Annotated in this window: 18 protein-coding genes; 6 read left to right on the forward strand and 12 right to left on the reverse strand. The window is 60.0% G+C overall.

All coding sequences use genetic code 11. The features are described from left to right. Window positions 1–141: 141 nt before the first annotated feature. Genes ASG47_RS02970 through ASG47_RS03000 form a run of 7 tightly spaced genes read right to left on the reverse strand, consistent with a single transcriptional unit; the run spans window position 142 to window position 7,586 of the window. Window positions 142–1,125: an ABC transporter ATP-binding protein gene (locus tag ASG47_RS02970; RefSeq protein ID WP_061907219.1), complete on the reverse strand. Its 984-nt coding sequence runs from the start codon at window positions 1,123–1,125 to the stop codon at window positions 142–144. Continuing rightward, window positions 1,118–2,140, reverse strand: a complete 1,023-nt coding sequence (locus tag ASG47_RS02975) for an ABC transporter ATP-binding protein (protein WP_061907220.1) — start codon at window positions 2,138–2,140, stop codon at window positions 1,118–1,120. Before ASG47_RS02975 ends, ASG47_RS02970 begins: the two co-directional genes overlap by 8 nt. Further along, window positions 2,137–3,756, reverse strand: a complete 1,620-nt coding sequence (locus ASG47_RS02980; protein WP_061907221.1) for a DUF885 family protein — start codon at window positions 3,754–3,756, stop codon at window positions 2,137–2,139. The genes ASG47_RS02975 and ASG47_RS02980 overlap by 4 nt, the downstream gene beginning before the upstream one ends. Continuing rightward, window positions 3,753–4,868: a Gfo/Idh/MocA family protein gene (locus ASG47_RS02985; RefSeq protein ID WP_061907222.1), complete on the reverse strand. Its 1,116-nt coding sequence runs from the start codon at window positions 4,866–4,868 to the stop codon at window positions 3,753–3,755. Before ASG47_RS02985 ends, ASG47_RS02980 begins: the two co-directional genes overlap by 4 nt. Then, a complete protein-coding gene (locus ASG47_RS02990) occupies window positions 4,865–5,947 on the reverse strand; it encodes a ketopantoate reductase family protein (RefSeq protein ID WP_061907223.1) in 1,083 nt (360 codons plus the stop codon). The genes ASG47_RS02985 and ASG47_RS02990 overlap by 4 nt, the downstream gene beginning before the upstream one ends. Beyond that, on the reverse strand, window positions 5,944–7,143 hold the full coding sequence (locus tag ASG47_RS02995; protein WP_061907224.1) for a hypothetical protein: 1,200 nt from the start codon (window positions 7,141–7,143) through the stop codon (window positions 5,944–5,946). The genes ASG47_RS02990 and ASG47_RS02995 overlap by 4 nt, the downstream gene beginning before the upstream one ends. Window positions 7,144–7,175: 32 nt before the next feature. Continuing rightward, window positions 7,176–7,586 (reverse strand): VOC family protein, encoded by a 411-nt coding sequence (locus tag ASG47_RS03000; protein WP_061907225.1) that lies wholly within the window; start codon window positions 7,584–7,586, stop codon window positions 7,176–7,178. A gap of 137 nt (window positions 7,587–7,723) precedes the next feature. On the opposite strand from ASG47_RS03000, the gene gcvA reads away from it, so the two are divergent. Then, a complete protein-coding gene (gene gcvA / locus ASG47_RS03005; RefSeq protein ID WP_061907296.1) occupies window positions 7,724–8,614 on the forward strand; it encodes a transcriptional regulator GcvA in 891 nt (296 codons plus the stop codon). 176 nt (window positions 8,615–8,790) lie between these two features. Here gcvA and ASG47_RS20510 read toward each other — a convergent pair whose 3' ends face one another. The 5 genes from ASG47_RS20510 to ASG47_RS03030 all read right to left on the reverse strand — a co-directional run bounded on the left by ASG47_RS20510 (window position 8,791) and on the right by ASG47_RS03030 (window position 13,279). Then, window positions 8,791–9,111, reverse strand: a complete 321-nt coding sequence (locus ASG47_RS20510) for a hypothetical protein (protein WP_156463951.1) — start codon at window positions 9,109–9,111, stop codon at window positions 8,791–8,793. 172 nt (window positions 9,112–9,283) lie between these two features. Further along, window positions 9,284–11,368, reverse strand: coding sequence for a glycogen debranching protein GlgX (glgX, locus tag ASG47_RS03015; RefSeq protein ID WP_061907227.1), 2,085 nt, complete (start codon window positions 11,366–11,368; stop codon window positions 9,284–9,286). Between the two features lie 179 nt (window positions 11,369–11,547). Beyond that, window positions 11,548–11,961 carry a response regulator gene (locus ASG47_RS03020; RefSeq protein ID WP_061907228.1) on the reverse strand — a complete coding sequence of 138 codons (414 nt, stop codon included), beginning with the start codon at window positions 11,959–11,961 and terminating at the stop codon, window positions 11,548–11,550. A gap of 146 nt (window positions 11,962–12,107) precedes the next feature. Continuing rightward, window positions 12,108–12,836, reverse strand: coding sequence for a PspA/IM30 family protein (locus ASG47_RS03025; protein WP_061907229.1), 729 nt, complete (start codon window positions 12,834–12,836; stop codon window positions 12,108–12,110). Continuing rightward, entirely contained in the window at window positions 12,833–13,279 is a 447-nt protein-coding gene (locus ASG47_RS03030; protein WP_061907230.1) for a YjfI family protein, read from the reverse strand. The genes ASG47_RS03025 and ASG47_RS03030 overlap by 4 nt, the downstream gene beginning before the upstream one ends. Before the next feature lie 208 nt (window positions 13,280–13,487). Between ASG47_RS03030 and ASG47_RS03035 the strand changes: the two genes are divergently transcribed. From ASG47_RS03035 to ASG47_RS03055, 5 genes are all read left to right on the forward strand, one after another. Beyond that, entirely contained in the window at window positions 13,488–14,147 is a 660-nt protein-coding gene (locus tag ASG47_RS03035) for a DUF2491 family protein (protein ID WP_061907231.1), read from the forward strand. A 32-nt stretch (window positions 14,148–14,179) separates the two neighbouring features. Then, window positions 14,180–14,581, forward strand: a complete 402-nt coding sequence (locus tag ASG47_RS03040; protein WP_061907232.1) for a DUF350 domain-containing protein — start codon at window positions 14,180–14,182, stop codon at window positions 14,579–14,581. An 11-nt stretch (window positions 14,582–14,592) separates the two neighbouring features. Continuing rightward, window positions 14,593–15,177 carry a DUF1190 domain-containing protein gene (locus ASG47_RS03045; RefSeq protein WP_061907297.1) on the forward strand — a complete coding sequence of 195 codons (585 nt, stop codon included), beginning with the start codon at window positions 14,593–14,595 and terminating at the stop codon, window positions 15,175–15,177. 3 nt (window positions 15,178–15,180) lie between these two features. Beyond that, on the forward strand, window positions 15,181–16,338 hold the full coding sequence (locus ASG47_RS03050) for a glutathionylspermidine synthase family protein (RefSeq protein ID WP_061907233.1): 1,158 nt from the start codon (window positions 15,181–15,183) through the stop codon (window positions 16,336–16,338). A gap of 65 nt (window positions 16,339–16,403) precedes the next feature. Continuing rightward, complete coding sequence (locus ASG47_RS03055) at window positions 16,404–17,294, forward strand: lipid kinase (RefSeq protein ID WP_061907234.1); 891 nt, start codon at window positions 16,404–16,406, stop codon at window positions 17,292–17,294. The last annotated feature ends 3 nt before the right edge of the window (window positions 17,295–17,297 follow it).

A 17,297-nucleotide genomic window follows, 5' to 3' on the forward strand; every position in this document is an offset into this window, starting at 1 on the left:
CGCTTTATGCGCACTTCAACTCATGCACTGGGCAAATCGTCCAAATGCACAAAAAATGCCCGCAATCGCGGTTTTATGAGCAATTGCGGGCATTGAGAGGTGGTTGTTACCGAAGTGCGCAGGACCGACGAAATGCTTGATCTATTCGCTCAGGTTAAGCTCGGCTGCTCTGATGCACGCCACGCGGTGACCGTTTTCGAGCGTTTCGAGTGGCGGGACCACTTCAGCGCAGGGCTCAATCGCATAGGGGCAGCGGGTGCGGAAAACGCAGCCGGAGGGTGGATTGACCGGGCTTGGGAGATCACCCTTGAGCGTGATGCGCTCGCGGCGGATCGTCGGGTCCGGCACGGGCGCGGCGTCGAGCAGAGCGCGGGTATAGGGGTGGCGCGGATTTGAATAGAGATCGGCGGCAGTGCCCATCTCCATGACCCTACCAAGATAGAGGACGATGACGCGGTCGCAGAGGAATTCGATGACCGAAAGATCGTGGCCGATGAAGAGGAGCGAGAGGCCAAGTTCGCGGCGGAGATCCTGCAGCAGGTTGATGATCTGGGCCTGGATCGAGACGTCGAGGGCCGAGACCGGCTCGTCGGCTACGATGAATTCGGGGTTGACGGCTAGCGCCCGGGCGATGCCGATGCGTTGGCGTTGCCCGCCGGAAAACTCATGCGGAAAACGTGCAGAAGCGCTGCGTGGTAGGCCAACTTTTTCGAGCAGATCTCCAATGCGCTGGTCGCGATCTTTCCGCGTACCAATCTTATGGAGAAGCAGCGCCTCACCCAGCGTTTGGCCGACGCTCATGCGTGGGTTGAGGCTGGCATAAGGGTCCTGAAAAATGATCTGCATCTTGCTGCGCAGGGCTTTTAGGTCGGGTGGCGAAAGCGTGGTGACTTCTTTCTCGCCCAGTTGCACCTTACCTGAGGTCGGTTCGACGAGGCGCAGGACGGCTCGGCCAATTGTGGTCTTGCCTGAGCCCGATTCGCCGACCAGGCCGACGACTTCGCCCTTGCCGACGGTGAAGGACACGCCATCAACTGCGCGGAGCGTGACACCCTCCTTGAAGAGCGTCTTGCCAATTGGGTAGTGGACTTTGAGATCTTCGACGACGAGGAGCGGCTCAGCCATGGACTTCGTTCCAGCGGATGCAGCGGGCCCGATGTTCGGGAACGACCGGCAGGAGGGCGGGCACCGCGGCGCGGCATTCGGGGATGACCCAGGCACAGCGCGGGTTGAAATCGCAGCCCTGCGGCGGGTTGCGCGGATCAACGACACTGCCCGGGATGGCGCGGAGGCGCAGCTCCTGGCCCGAGGCGCGGGCAGCGTGATCGACGACCGGCAGGCTATCGAGAAGGCCGCGCGTATAGGGGTGGCTTGGATGGGCGAAGAGCTCGCGCACCGGGGCCGCCTCGACGATGCGGCCGCCATACATGACGGCGACGCGATCGGCGACTTCGGCGACGACACCAAGATTGTGGGTGATGAACAGGATGCCCATGCCGATCTCACGCTGCAGGCGGCGCATGAGTTCAAGGATCTGCAACTGCACGGTCACGTCGAGGGCCGTGGTCGGCTCGTCGGCAATGAGCAGCGCGGGGTTGCAGGCCAGCGCCATGGCGATCATGACGCGCTGGCGCATGCCGCCCGACATCTGATGGGGATAGACATCGGCGCGGCGGGCTGGATCGGGGATTTCGACCAGAGCCAGCATTTCTACGGCGCGAGCCCAAGCCTGTTTTCGCGTCAGGTTCTGGTGAAGCCGTGCGGCTTCGGCAATCTGCGCACCGACCTTCTGTGTCGGATTGAGCGAGGTCATCGGCTCCTGAAAGATCATGCCGATTTCGTTGCCGCGAATGGCGCGCATGGCGTTTTCGGGCTGCTTGACGAGATCGACGATCTGGCCCGCGCGCGTGCGGAACAGCATTTCGCCGCCGGTGATGGCGCCGACGCCTTTTTGGATGAGGCGCATGACTGAAAGGCTGGTGACGGATTTGCCCGAGCCGCTTTCACCGACGAGGGCAACGGTCTCGCCCTGCCCGATGGTGAGGTCGACGCCTTTGACAGCGCGGACGACGCCGGTTTCGGTCGAGAACTCGGTGACGAGGCCGCGGATATCGAGCAGTGGAGTGGTCTGATCCGTCATGGGTTGAGGTGCCCTGCCCTTTCCATTTCCTCTGCTATCCACGCGAGCGGCATGTGACCGTAGCTCAGGAGGTGATCGTGGAAACCGAGCGTGTCGCCCTTCCAGCGCTGGCGCAAGCTTTTGATGCCTTCAACGCCGAGCCAATACATGAGGCGGGAGCCCGGCAGCATGGAATTGCGCACGACTTCACCCTCGACGCGGGCGGCGGCAAAGCCGGCCTCGCGGTAGAAGGCCATGGCTTCTTCAAGGGTCCAGTCGCCCAAGTGCAGCTTGATGTCGACGAGGACGCTCGCGGCATTGCGGCGCTCGAACTGTTTGAGGAGGAGGATTTCCTCGGGCGTATAGAAGCCCGGCGCTTCCATAAGGAGGTCTTCGACATAGCAGGCCCAGCCTTCGATGAGCGTGCCGGACCCGAGGAAGGCCAAGCCTAAAGCGCAATCGGTGCCGGCAATGCGGGCGAGGCGCGATTGGGCAGCCCGGGCGCGGGTGTTCTGGGTGTGATGGCCAACGTTGCCGTGGTGGACCGAATGGATGGTTTTGACCATGGCGGTATTGTTGCCACGGAGGAACGCTGCCTCATCTTCGCCGGGCGGGGTCACCCAATAAACGCTGCCGGCGCCGGGATTGAGGCCGGGGGGCGAGCGATAAAAGAGGAAATAGAGCGGCTGGCTGATCTTGCGGAAGCAAGGCGCCATCCAGCGATAGTCGAGATCGTATTCCTGCGCCGGGGTGACGAGTTCGGCGCCTTGAGCGACGGCCTGCACGTCCCAATCCATATAGCTGTCAAAGACCGCTTCGGGATCGGCGGGGTGGATGTCGGCGAGGCCGGCCAGAATCTGGTCGGCACTGCGGCTCGGGTCGATTGCCCTAGCCATCTCTGCCATCTCGTCGCCCATGCGCTTATAAGCCACTTCCGCCATCTCGATGGCTTCGCGCGGCGACATAGGGAGGCCGTGGATCTCGGCCATGAGCTGGCTGAGATAGGCTTCGCCACAGGCGGGATCGGCATCGGGCTGGGCGTCGAGCGCGGCGGCGAAGGCTTCGAAGGCGTCGGCGGCCTGGCGGGCGGGTTCAGCCCAATCGTCGGCGAATTCTTCGTGGAGCTTTATGTCACTGCGGAGGAAACCGGCCATGGCCGTGGCTTCCTTTTGCGCGCGCTTGACCCAGCCCTGCGGAGCCGGGACGCCATCAAGGCGCTCGGCGGCTGACCGCAGAAAACCAGCGAGACCATTGAGCCGCGCGATCAGCGCCGCGTGCCGGATCGGTTGGGACTGTGGCAGCAAAAGCGAAATAATCGAAAACGCCGCCTCGCCCGAATACCAAGCCGGATTGTGGAGCCGTGGCCGCGTTTCAGCCGACAGACGCTGCATACGCAGTTCGGCCAACATCATGCGCCGATCAAGCCGATCGCCAAGATTTTCAGGCAGTTCGCTGGCTTCAAGGCGCGTGAGAAGATCGTCGATTTCGGCGATCTCTTCGCTCAGCGTCTCCGGTCCGGCCGGCGGCAGCACGGCATCATGGGCCTTATCGCCCATGAAGGTCGCGTCGACTGGACGGAAGCGCCAGTGATGGGCGAGGAAGTCGTCGACAACCGCCGGATTGTAAGAAACCTTCATGCGCTCTTGCCCGGCAGGTCGACCCAGCGGCGCTCGAAATGCGCCTTGATGATCGCGTCGACAATTTCTTGGCTCTTGGCGCCATCGAAGAAGGTGCATTCCTGCGGCCGGTCTTCGAGGATTTCGTCGACGAAGTGGCGGACGAGATTGCGATAATAGAGCTCAGGCCAGGGCGTATTGAGCGTTGTGCCCGGCGGGAGGGCCTCTGCGCCGACATCATATGGGATGAATTCGACGGCTTCGGCTTTGGCGATTTTGAGGGTTTCGGCCGTGCCAAATTCCGAGATCAGGCGGGCAACAGCGGCGCCCTTGGAGCCATAAACACGGATTTCGACGCCGGGATAATTGCCGACGGCGACATAGGAGGTCTGCAGCAGGCCCTGCGCGCCATTGGCATATTCGACCAGCGCCACGGCGCCGTCTTCGACCTTGATCTTTTGAAGGCCGACTTCGCCGCGAACGATGCGCTCGGGAATGAAATTCTTCATCGTCGAGGCGACCGAGCCGAACTCGCCGCCGAGCCAGCGCATCAGGTCGATGAGGTGCGAGCCATAGCCGACGATCGAGGCTGGGATCAGCGAATTGCGGTCGACGCCCGGCGTGATCTGGCGCAGCGGCTCTTGAGGATCGAGCCACTGGGAGTTCTGCTCGAAGCCGTGGATATGGAAGACTTCGCCGAGCGTGCCATCATCGATCCACTTCTTGATCTGACGGATGGCAGGCGAATAGCGGAAAGTGAAACCGAGCTTTGTGCGGACATCCTTGGCGTCGGCCTTGGCCGCTGCATCGAAGGCCGGGGCGGCTTCGGTGTGGAGCGGCTTTTCCGAGAGGACATGCTTGCCACCTGCGATGGCGAGGAGGCTCAGCGGCAAATGGGTATGGGTCGGGGTGCAAACATCGACCATCTGCACATCGGGATCGGCGATGAGCTTTTCAGGGTCGGTATAGACCTTTTTGGCCCCGTATTTTTCGCCCATGGCCTTGGCGCGATCGGGATCGACATCGCAGACGGCGATGAGGTCAACGCGTTCATGCGCCTTGTAGCCGGGAAGGTGTGCCTTGTCGGCCCAGGTATGCGCGCCAATGAGGCCAACGCCGAGTTTGCTGGTCATGGCAGGGTCTTTCCAATCTCGGCAGCATAGGCGGCCAGCTCATCAAAATTGTGGAAGCCGAGTTCGCGCTTGCCGTCTTCGATTTCATAAATCATCGAGGTCAGCTTTTCGTTGAGACGCGTATCGGCTCCCGCCTTCTTGCCGAATTCGATGAGCTTGCCGGCAAAGGCGCGGGTTTCGGAGGGGCGCTTGCGATAGACGATGTCCCACCAGATGCCCGAACCCTTTTTCTTGAAATTGTGGGTGGGCTTGTTGTCCTGGTCCTTCTTGAGGAGCCAGATGGCGTGGTCGATATTGGCGAGAAGCTTCTTGGTGTCCTCGGCGGTTTTCACGCGGTAATTGGCGGGATCGAAAAAGTCGAAAGCCTGGATCTCTATATTGTTGGCATCGGCGATCTCGAGGGCTTCCTTGACCACGGCACCAGCCGTGCGGGCATACTTTTCAACGCCCAATGTGTCGCGGATCTTGGCATCGGCGAGGGCCGAAAAGACCACCTGGGCGGAATAGACTTCCTTGGCCCAGATCTGGCCCCAAATGCGATCGGAATATTGCACTTCCGTGAGGGCCGAAAGCGCGTCGCCAAGCTCCTTGAGCCGCGGGGTCATCTCCCCGCTCATTTCGCCGAGCTGGATCGGGCCTTCATGGACAAATTCGATATAGCCGGGGTCGACCAGCGCGCCGCCGTAATTGGGAATGGAGCCCATGATGATCTTGTCGCCAGGCAGACCGGCTTCGTTCAGCGCTTCGATCATGCCCGGCTCGTTGAAGCCGTTTTGGTACGACACGACGAGACTGTCGGCGTTGAGCAGCGGAATGATCTGCTTGAGGGCTTCGATGGTGTGCTGGCTCTTGGTCGCGATCAGCACGACGCCGAGATTACCTTCAAGCTGACCCGGCGTCTTGGCCTTGACCTTGATGTTCATATCGCCACGAACACCATCGATGGTCATGCCCTTTTCGTTGAGCGCCGCGACATGTTCCGCCCAGCGGTCTACCAGCGTCACATCGTGGCCGGCTTTGGTCATGTAGGCGCCGGCGAGACCGCCGATTGCGCCTGATCCGATAATGGTGATCTTCATGCCGAGGCCTTTTCGATGACGGTCTGGGGAAACATTTCTAGGCTCTGCGGGCTATTGGCATTGCTATAGAGCGCGTCGAGGAAGGTGGGCCACTGATCCTTGGTGACCCGTTCGCGCACCCGGCGAACGGCCTCATTGCCGGCCCAGTAGGATGAGATGAACGGCCCGCGGAACGGATGGGCGGCCATGCGCAGACGACCCTGCACCCAGGCCTCCTGCCCCATTGCCGTGTCGCGCAGATAATTGGCGACGTCTTCGCGCGGCACCCCTTCCACCATCAACATCCAGGCGGCGCTGGTTTGGGCCGCCGAGCGCACGCGGCGCAATTCAACGTGGATTTCATCGTCATCATCTTCGATGAAATCGATCAGGTGCGCGCCCTGATCGCCGATGCCTTCCTGCACGCAGCCAGTGATGGCATCGGTGGTGATCAGCAATGCGTCAGCTGGCGCACGGCCCTCATCGACAGCCTTTTTGGTTGAGAGCAACTGCGTCGAATGGCCGGGATAAACTTCGTGGCAAACCAGATGCTTGAGCGCAGCACGGGTGAAGCTCAGATCGTAGTTGAGGTCCATCTTGCCCTGATCAAACGAGCAGCGCGCCGTATAAAACATGCCGCGAACAGGGTTGAGCACCATGTCATAGTCGCCGGTGTCAAAGATCAGTTTGTCGGTGCGGGCTTTGGCATCGGCCATGAGTTCGCGGAATACCGTTTCTATCTTTTCGGTCGGGATGGAGCGGGCGTCTTCCCAGGCTGAAACGCGCTCACCAAGCGAGCCATTGATGAAGCCGGACTTCGTCAAGAGCGCATCGACCTTTGCACGCGCGTCTTCGATCAGCGCCGCATCTTCACGGCCCGCGGGGGCGCCGACCAGATCGGTGACCTTTTCCTCAAATGACGGGCTGGCGCCGCTCAGCATTTTGACGGCGACGCGGAGGGACTTGAGCATGCCCTCAAGGAATACTTTGCGCGGTCCTGCAGGCAGTGCTGCCGTCGCAGTATCGAGCGAAACCAGATCGGCCTTGATGCTTTCGCGGTCGGAATAGATGACCGCATCGACAATGCCCTCGCCAAGATAGATCGGCACGAGGCCTTCACCGCCAAGCAGGCTGCCTTCTGCTGGCTGGCTGCGCTCGAAAGCGTCGATGCCCATGGTAACTGCGGTCAGTTTCTGGCCGATTTCAAACGAATTCATGCGGACCTCGGAAAGGGCGGGCGAAAATTAGGTCAGTGGTCGAAGAGGCCGTCGGGGTTCTTGAAGGACTTGAACTCCATGGCATTGCCGGCCGGGTCCTTGAGGAAGAACGTGCCCTGCTCGCCCGGCTCGCCCTCGAAACGCACCTTGGGCTCCATGACAAAGGGCCAATTGGCGGCGCGGAGACGACCGATCAGATCATTCCACTGGTCCCAGGGCAGCACGGCGCCGAAGTGATGCAGCGGCACCATGTCATTGCCCACCTTGGAGGTGGCTGTGGACTTCGGGTCCTTGTTGATATGGGCCGAAATCTGGTGACCGAAGAAATCGAAGTCGATCCAGTTGTCGGACTCTCGCCCTACCTTGCAGCCGATGACATCGCCGTAAAAATGGCGGGCCGACTCCTTGTCGTCGATTGCGAATGCCATGTGGAAGGGGATCATGCCGTGCGCCTCTTGGGGTGCCTTATGGAAAATGATGCCGCGACGTCGCGGATGTGCTGGCCAAAAAGCTATCCTCTTGGCGAATGCTCGCAAGCCGCATAAAGATTGCGCTTCCATGACTTGAAAGAATGCTCGCCATGCGCGGACGCCTCCTGCCCTCGCTCAATGCCATTCGCACATTCGAAGCGGTTGCGCGCTACAACAGCTTCACCCGCGCCGCCGAAGAGCTGAACGTTACGCAAAGCGCAGCCAGTCGACTGGTCCGAAGCCTAGAAGAATATTTGCAGGTGCCGCTCTTTACGCGGCAAAGCCGTCGTATCGAACTGACGGACCAAGGGCGGTTTTACAACGAACTCGTGCGCGACTCGCTCGATCTGATCGAAGCTGGCACTGTTGAGTTGATCTCATCGAAAGAGGGCAAAGGGACCCTTTCGATCGGCATGTTGCCGACTTTTGGCACGCGTTGGCTGGTGCCGCGCCTACCCTCGTTTCAGGAAGCGCACCCAGAAATTTCGCTCAACATCATCTCGAGTGATGGCCAGCTCGACTTCACCAAGGAGCGCATTGACGTGGCCATCCGCTTCGGCCACGGCGAATGGAGCGATGCCATTGTCGATCCGCTGATGAGCGAGGAAATCATGGTTGTTTGCAGTCCGCGGCTGATGGAAGGCAAGTACCCGATCACCAGCTATGACTCGCTCCGCCATCACCGGCTTATCCGTCACTCCACCCGCCCCAATAGCTGGGAGCACTGGTTCCGTTCGGTCGGCGCTCACCGCGAGGATCAGCAATGGGGCCCAACGCTCGAGCACTTTTTCATGGTCATCCAGGCGGCCATCGCCGGCCTCGGTGTCGCCCTCCTGCCGAGTTTCCTCGTGGAAGACGACATTCGTTCGGGCAATCTTGTAACCCCGTTCACCGATCGCATTTCGGGACCCGGCGCCTATTATCTCGTCACATCGGCGGCCAAAAGCGAACTGCCCCGCGTCAAGATTTTTCGGCAATGGCTGCTGGCGCAATTGGCTTGAGCGGCGTCATTGACCGGACATGATGACGTTGGATGTCTGCCCATTGGACACGGTTACGCGCTCCATTAGCCAGCCGCCCTGCTGCGCATATTGCACCATCCAGGTAACGTTCGTCGTCAGATAGTACGACCCCGCGGCCAAATCGGTGAAGACGAAGCGACCTTCGCCATCAGCGATCAGCTTGCGCGTGTAATTGTAATATTCGGCGCTGTCGTTCTTAAACGTGCTGCCGAAATAGCTGATCTTGCTGCCTTTGTAGATGCTTGCAAAGCGTTCGTCGCTATAGGGGTCTTCGGCACCAGATAGACCTCGCTACCGGCTGCATAGACAACCATGCCGTCATTGCGGCGCAGAAAGGCCTGGCCGGTGATGATCCCCGTCCCTTTCTGATTGATGAAAGCAGCGTCCGTAGCGTTGAAAGTCGATTTGAGCGTCGTCGGCGAGCAGGCGGCGAGGCACAGCGCGAGTGCCAATGCCGCATATTTTACGATGTTCATGGTAGCCCCCAAATATGCCGATAGCGAACGACTTGCGTCTGCGAGCGTCAATTGGGAGATTCGGAAGAATTCATCAGTTTTAAAAATGCCGCGCAACAAAAAGGGCCGCCACTTTTAAGGGCGACCCTCACTTTATTTACAGATCAAGCCAGCGTTGCGGGAAAAAAATGCACTATCGCAGCAGGATCAGTGATCGCGGCGCCATTTTGATGGCCTCGCCGCCCTTGACGTGACGGTCGGTATTCGTGGGTTCTGCCGTATCGATTTCGGCAGTCCAATCACCGCCGCTGCTGCGGGTTGGCACCACGAAATCTACATCGCCATCGTGCGGATTGAAGAGCACGACAAGCTCCCACCAAATGCCTTCCTGGTTCTGCAGGTCATCCCGCGAGAGCCTGATACCAAGCGTTGTCGCGCCGCCATCGAGCCAATGCGCTGCCTGCTGCTCGCCGCCACCTGGATTGTACCAGGTCACGCTCATCATATCGCGCCAATTGGAGCGATGGATCAGAGGTTGGGTCTTGCGGATCGTCGTCAGCTTCTGGACGAACTGGTGCAGCGCCTTGGCATTGTCGTTGAGATCCCAATTGATCCAACTGATCTCGCTGTCCTGCGCATATCCATTGTTGTTGCCGCCCTGGGTGCGGCTGAATTCATCGCCTGCCAGCAGCATGGGCGTGCCATGCGAAAGGAAGAGCGTCGCAAGAAAATTGCGCTTCTGGCGTTCGCGGGTTGCCACAATGCCTTCGTCTTCGGTCTCGCCTTCCGCACCATAGTTATAGCTGCGGTTGTCGTTGTGACCGTCGTTATTGCCTTCGCCGTTGGCCTCATTGTGCTTGGAATTGTAGGACACAACGTCGTGGAGCGTGAAACCGTCATGGGCCGTGATGAAGTTCACGCCAGCCCATGGACGACGCCCACGATGGTCGTAGACATCGCCTGAGCCCGTGAAGCGCGCGGCAAAGTCGGTCGAGGTGTGATCGGTGTTCTTCCAATAATCGCGGACGGTGTCGCGATATTTGTCGTTCCACTCGGCCCAGCCCGGCGGGAAGCCGCCAACCTGATAGCCGCCGGGGCCGATATCCCAAGGCTCACCGATCAACTTGACCTTGGCGAGCGCGGGATCCTGTCCCACCGCATCAAAGAAGCCGCCGCGCTGATCGAAGCCTTCTGGCTCGCGACCGAGAATGGTACCGAGATCGAAGCGGAAACCATCGATATGCATTTCTTCGGACCAATAGCGGAGACTATCGGTCACCATCTGCAATACGCGCGGATGGCTGGTATTGACGGTGTTCCCGGTGCCGGTGTCGTTGATGTAGTAGCGCGCGTCGCCCGGCATGGTGCGATAGTACGAGAAGTTGTCGATGCCCTTCCAGGAGAGCGTCGGCCCCATCTCATTGCCTTCGGCGGTGTGGTTGTAGACGACGTCCATGATCACTTCGAGGCCCGCGTCGTGGAAGGCGCGAATGGTGTTGCGCAGGCCATTGATCCCGTTGGGGCCATAATAGCGCGCGGCCGGAGCGAAGAACCCGAGCGTGTTATAGCCCCAATAGTTGCGCAGCCCCTTTTGCAGCAGGAAATCATCATCGGGGAAAGCGTGGATCGGCAGAAGTTCTACCGAGGTCACGCCGGTCGACTTGATATAGTCGATGATCTCGCGCTGCCCGAGCCCTTCGAACGTCCCGCGCAGGTTTTCGGGAATGGCCTGGTGCAGCTGGGTGAAACCCTTGACGTGGGTTTCGTAAAAAATCGTCTTCGCCCAATCGATATTGGGCTTGGTGTCATTGCCCCAATCGTAAGCGCGCGGATCGACGACCCTACCCTTGGGCATGACCGAGGCGCTGTCCTGATCGTTGAATGAAAGGTCTTTTTCCTCCGCATCGGCAAGATAGCCGAAGTGGGCAGGCGACCATTGAACATCGCCGACCAGTTCCTTGGCGTAGGGGTCGAGCAACAGCTTGTTCGGATTAAACCGGTGGCCGTGCGAAGGCTCATATGGGCCATGGACGCGATAGCCATAAAGGGTGCCGGGGCCAAGATCGGGAATGTAACCGTGCCAGACCTCGTTGGTGTTCTCAGGCAGCGTTATGCGCTCAATCTCCGCACCGCTCGCTTCATCGAACAGGCAGAGTTCGACGCGCGAGGCATGAGCCGAAAACAGGGCGAAATTGGTGCCCTCTCCATCCCAATTGGCGCCGAGGCGAGTGTAATCACCAGGCAAGGCACGGCGTGAGGACGAAGGCGTATCGTTCATTTGCTGCTCCGGGTTAGGCTGCCCTACAACACCCGCCAATCCCTCCCGGTTGCAGCGTAAATATGCATAACAGCACAGACGGAACTTAATGTGGGCGCATGGCGAGCGAAGAGCTCAGGTTTCCGGGCTGAAAGCTGTCTAGAGACTGGCAATCGGCAGGCTTACGGTTGTGTCAAAATCTACTTGGCGCGTTTTTTCAGCGGCTCAGGCTTGGCGCCGTCGGGCAGGATATCCTGCAGGTGATCGTAGACCACCTCGTCGCTAAATGGCTTCTTCACAAAGACCGCACCTTTTGGCAAGTCATCGCCCTGGGGCTCGATCATGCCTGAAGCGACGAGAATGCTGATATGCGGCCATGTCCTCGCGCAGACCTGGGCCAGATGAAAGCCGTTCAGTTCGCCGGGAGGCATCTGCACGTCGGTGAACAAGAGCTGGATGCTCTCGCCTTCACTCTCGAGGATCGCAAGGGCCTGATCGACGCCTGATGCTTCATGCACACGAAAGCCGGCGTGTTGGAGGATATCCGAGGCATCCATACGGATCAGCGCATCGTCGTCGGCGACTAAGGCGTATGGCGTAAAGTCGTCGGACATCTCGTTCTCCCTGGCGTTGGCTCACGAGAACGTACGAGATCGCGGAACGATCCGCCAAAAACCAGACGCCCCAAGCATATGCAGGACGACAGAAAGTACGGAGGCATGGTTCTCCGCATATCGGCGAAGAACCATGCAGATTAGGCTTAGCTGTCCTTCTTGCCGCCCGGCAGGGCAAGCGGATCGGACGATGCGGGCGACATCAATTGCGCAAGAATGTCATCAGCAGATTGGCTGGAGCCGCCAATGCCGGCTTCGAGCAGCTGCCGGTCTAGGTCATTACCGTTTTCGAGCGCGGCAAGTTCAGCGCCAGCGGCGATCCGGCCAGCGGTCGCTTCCTGGCGCTTCTTGATGCGTTCGAGGCTGTCGACGGCACTGCCAAGGCGGGTATTGGTGCCGGACTGGCTATGGGCCAGTGCTGACTGCGCCTTGAGCAAAGCCTCGTTGGCCTTCACATTGTCGACTTCGCGCTTCATCTGGGTAATGCGCGCTTCGGTGTCCTGAATGGCGCGCAACATTTGCTGCTGGCGCGGCAGGAGTTGGTCGAGTTCGGTCTGGTCGCGCTGCAGTTCGGTGCGGATCGTCGCGATCCGCTGCGCTAGACCCTGAGCCAAATCGGTGCGGCCGGCTGCGATAGCGGCGCGAGCACTATCGGTGTCTTTTGCTTCCTTAGTGCGGTTCTCTTCAATCCGGCGCATCACGCTCTTGTTCGAGGCCATAATGCCGGCAAGGTCGGACCGCGCCTGACGCAGAGACTGCTCGGCATCGCGGATTTCCTGATCGAGAATGCGCATCGACTGGCTATCGGCGACCGCCTCGGCCGCTTCGTTGGCGCCGCCGCGGATGGCGGTGAAAATCTTACCCCAGGCGCTCATGCTGCGAAGTCCCCATTCTTCCATTCGTTGATCATGTCGGCGGCGTCGACGGCATTGGATGCCAGCACGGCGACTTCTTCGACCACGGCTTCAGCGCTTGAGCGCGCCGAAAGCGAGCCAAACAGTTCATACCATTCTTCGCCCTGGATTTGGGTAATGCCAAAGCTCGATAGCGGCACGAGCTTATGGGTACGCAGAACCATGCGCTCGAAGGCTTCGCGGTTGGGAATGTCCTTGCACGGCGCGAGCACGACGCTCGCCAGAATGTCGCGATCCCCGCTCACCGTCACGAAGACGTCCAGATCGCCCTTTTCCTTGAGCGTCACATAAAGCACGCTGCCCTCGGGCGGCACATGCACATCCACGTCGCCAAGCGCCTCGGGATCAGACGCGAAAAGCTGCGTCAAGGTCGTGAGGTTCCAGGTGTCCAAAAGGTCCTCCATAGGATCTGTCGATATCGACCGGCATGTGCGGGCCATTGCGGGCATATGGTAGTATGGTCCAGCCGCTGCAATGATTTTTTGGCTGTGGCGACTTGTCGCCACCAATTGCAACGCTTTGCCTTCCTAGCATCTTGTTGCATGGCTACCATATAATCATGCGACGTCGCGCCGGGTCCCGGCCAAAACGTCGAGCGTCGGGGAGGCAGAGATGGTCGGCTGGTTTAGTCGAAAGAGTGAAGCAAAGCCCCTTCCGGTGGAGCGTGGGCCGCTTGCCGTCGGCATCGGGGGCGCCCTTGATCTCGACCTGCTCTCGCTCGAAGCCAACGCCCTCGGTGGCGATCCCGCCATGCCCCTGCCCCTTAGCGGACCCTTCATCGTGGCCGCCTATGGCGAGGCTAAGCTCGACGCGAGCACCGTGCTGTCGCGCTATTATGATGAAGAACATCGTCTGATCCAGGCAATGTCTGGCGGTGGCAAGCCGGGCGATGCAGTTGAAGACATCAGTTTCTATCATTCCTGGGACAGCGTGGTGCCATCCGGGGCAAGCGAATGGGCCCGCTGGACTGGACCCCAAGGGCTGATCGGCCTGCCGGAATATGACGCCGATGGTATTCTCTTTCGCCGCTTCTGGGGCGAAGGACCCAACCGTGCTCCGCTCGTCGAATTCGTAGAACAGGTCGACGATGGCGAAACGGTACGCTCGATCCACCAGACCTGCATGCTTTACTATCGCCCGCTCGGGCAATCGCGCGAAATGCTGCTGATCAATGTCGAGCGCGATCTCGGCGAACGCGAGCGTCAAACTGGCAGCTCCGTCGAATTTATGATCGGCTATGGGCTGACCCCCGCCGATGTCCGACGCGTCTGACCATTTGACCCCTTATCCAACGGAGTTTCGACATGCTTGACTATGTGGCGGGCCTGCCGGCCTTCCTCGGCTACTTTGCGATCGGCCTTGGCGCCTATGGCGTTTTCGCGCTCGTTTACACGGCGATTACGCCCCATCGTGAAGTCGAACTGATCCGCGCCGGCAACATGGCCGCCGTCACGGCTTTTCTCGGCGCTATCCTGGGCTTTAGCCTGCCGCTTGCCTCGGCAGCCGCCAATTCGGTCAGCATTATCGACTACATCATCTGGGCGGCAATCGGAATCCTCGCCCAAATCCTCGCCTATTACGTTGCCAACTTCACCCTCAAAAATCTGCACGAGAAGATCACCAATGGTGATGTGACGGCGGGTATCTGGGGCGGTGGCATCGCGCTTGCGGTCGGCATTCTCAACGCCGCCTGCATGACCTATTGATGGAGACCGCCATGCGCAGACGTCTCAGCGGGCGCAAGCCGCCGCTTCTTTCCCTGGGGACCATCGCCCTCTCGTCCATGGCCCTTTCCGCCTGTGCCGGTGATCCGCCGGGCGAAGTGCTGTTCTCCTCAGTCGATCAGTGCATCACGGCCGGCATGGATGCCCAGGTGTGCCAGGCTGGCTACCAGGACGCGATGCAATCGCATCTGGCCAACGCCCCGCGCTTTGATGGCCTTGCCGCCTGTGAGGCCGAATATGGCGCCGGCCAGTGCACCGAGGAATCGACCAGCGCGACCAATACCGTCGGTGGCGGCAGCTTTTTCACGCCCTTCCTCGCGGGCTATCTCCTCTCCTCGACCATCAACAACCTGACGGACTACAACAATTATCGGCGCGCTCAGCTCAACAACGGCTATGCCTATGGCTCTACGCCAATCTACCGCAATCGCAGCGGCCAGACGTTGACCCCGGGCTCGCTTCCCGGCGGCGATGTGGTCGCGCCCGGACGGCAAACCATGCAGCCGGTCAACGTCAACACTCGCACCGTTGTCCGCCAAGGTTTTGGTGGTGGCAGCAATTATAGTTTTGGCGGCTGAGCCATGAAACGCCTTACCTATCCAGAGCGTCCGGGCTGGCGCGACAAAGCGCGCGCCGCCGGCTTCGGCTTCCATGAAATGTATGGCGAGCCGTATTGGCTCGACGATGCCGCTTATGCCTTCACGCTTGAGGAAATCGAGGAGCGCATCGAAGCCCCGAGCGAGGAACTGCACGAAATGTGTATGGACCTCGTCGGCGACATCGTTGCGAGCGAAGAGAACCTTGATCGCCTCGCCGTGCCCGAGGACCTGCGCGATCTCGTCCGCTCATCATGGCAACGCGGCGACCGGCACCTCTATGGCCGTTTCGACCTCGCCTATGACGGCGCGGGCCCTGTCAAGCTTCTCGAATATAATGCCGATACGCCCACTTCGATCTTCGAGACGGCCTACTTCCAATACAACTGGCTGACCGACCAGATCGAGGCCGGCGTGTTGCCCGAAGCTGCTGACCAGTTCAATTCGGTGCAGGAAAGCCTGATCGACGCCTTTTCCAGCTTTTCGACCGATCCGATCTTTCATTTTGCAGCGATGACCGACAATGAGGAGGATCGCGGCACGACTGTCTATCTGATGGATTGCGCCAGTCAGGCCGGGCACCGCGTCGAATTGCTCGACATCAAGGATATCGGCGTGGATGCGCAAGGTCGGTTCACTGACCTTCAGGACCGGGTTATCGACCGTTGCTTCAAGCTCTATCCTTGGGAATTCATGTTGCGCGAAAAATTCGCCGAGCATCTCCCGCAGTCTGGTCACGTCTTCGTCGAGCCCGCTTGGAAAGCCGTGCTCTCCAATAAGGGCCTCCTCCCGCTTTTGTGGAAGCGCTATCCCAACCATCCCAACCTGCTCCCCGCCTTCTTTGAGGACGATCACGACGCCCAAAGCCTCACGAGTTTCGTGCGCAAGCCGCTCCTGTCGCGCGAGGGTGAAAACGTCACCATCACAACGGATGGCAAAGAGCTGGCATCGGCTCCGGGCGATTATGGCGACGAGGGTTTCATCATCCAGCAATACGCGCCTCTCTTCGAGAGCGAAGGCGGATTTGCCGTGTTGGGGAGCTGGATGATCGGTGACCGCGCAGCGGGGCTTGGGATGCGCGAAGACCGGTCTCGGATCACGGCAAATCTCTCGCGCTTCGTGCCGCACGTCATCCTCGACTGAAGTCGGCCTTGTCGCCGCCCTCTTTCACCGCCATTTGAGGCAGTCTTCCCGTTCAAGGTGCCTTCATGAGCGTATCTCCGCCTGCCCGCCGCCGCGCTCTGATGCTGGTCAACCCTAATGCTCGACGCGGGGCGGAAGCGCTCGATCCGATTATTGAGCGCCTCGCAAATGGCGGGGTCGATGCTGTCGTCGAGCGGTTCGAAACGCCCGATGAGGTGTCCGCGGATATCGCAAGGCGCCGACACGAGGCCGATCTGGTCATCGTCTGCGGCGGCGACGGCACCATCAACTCAGCCGCCAAAGGCATTCTGGAAACTGGTCTGCCCATGGGGATCATGCCGATGGGCACGGCCAATGATTTGGCGCGTACCCTCGGCATTCCGAACAATCTTCTGCAGGCCGCAGATGTCATCATCAATGGCTCAATCCGGCGCGTCGACTTGGGTGAAGTGAACGGCCACCCATTCTTCAATGTCGCAAGCATGGGACTGAGCGTCGATCTCGCGCGTGGCCTGACGCCCGAAGCGAAACGGCGATGGGGCAAACTTGGCTATGCGCTCGCAGCGATCAAGGTCGCGACTCGCGCTGAGCGCTTCCGCGCCGAAATCATCAGCGATACCGGCAAGGCAAAAGTCAAAACGCTACAGATCGCGGTGGGTAATGGCGTCCACTATGGCGGCGGCACGATGATCCATGCCGATGCGACCATCGAAGATGGTCATCTCGATCTCTACAGTCTTGAGCTCAAGAATGTCTGGAAGTTCGGATTGATGCTGGGCGCCTTCCGCCAGGGCCGTCACGGCGCCTGGGATGAAGTGCGCACGGCCAAAAGCACCGAATTCGATATCCGCACGGAAGTGCCGATGGCCGTCAACACCGATGGCGACCTCGTCACCGAGACCCCGGCCCATTTCGTCATCCGGCCAAGCGCCATTGCGGTTTTTGCGCCGCAGTGAGCG

The sequence above is a fragment of the Devosia sp. Leaf420 genome, from assembly GCF_001425445.1.
In the GTDB taxonomy this organism is placed as follows: domain Bacteria; phylum Pseudomonadota; class Alphaproteobacteria; order Rhizobiales; family Devosiaceae; genus Devosia.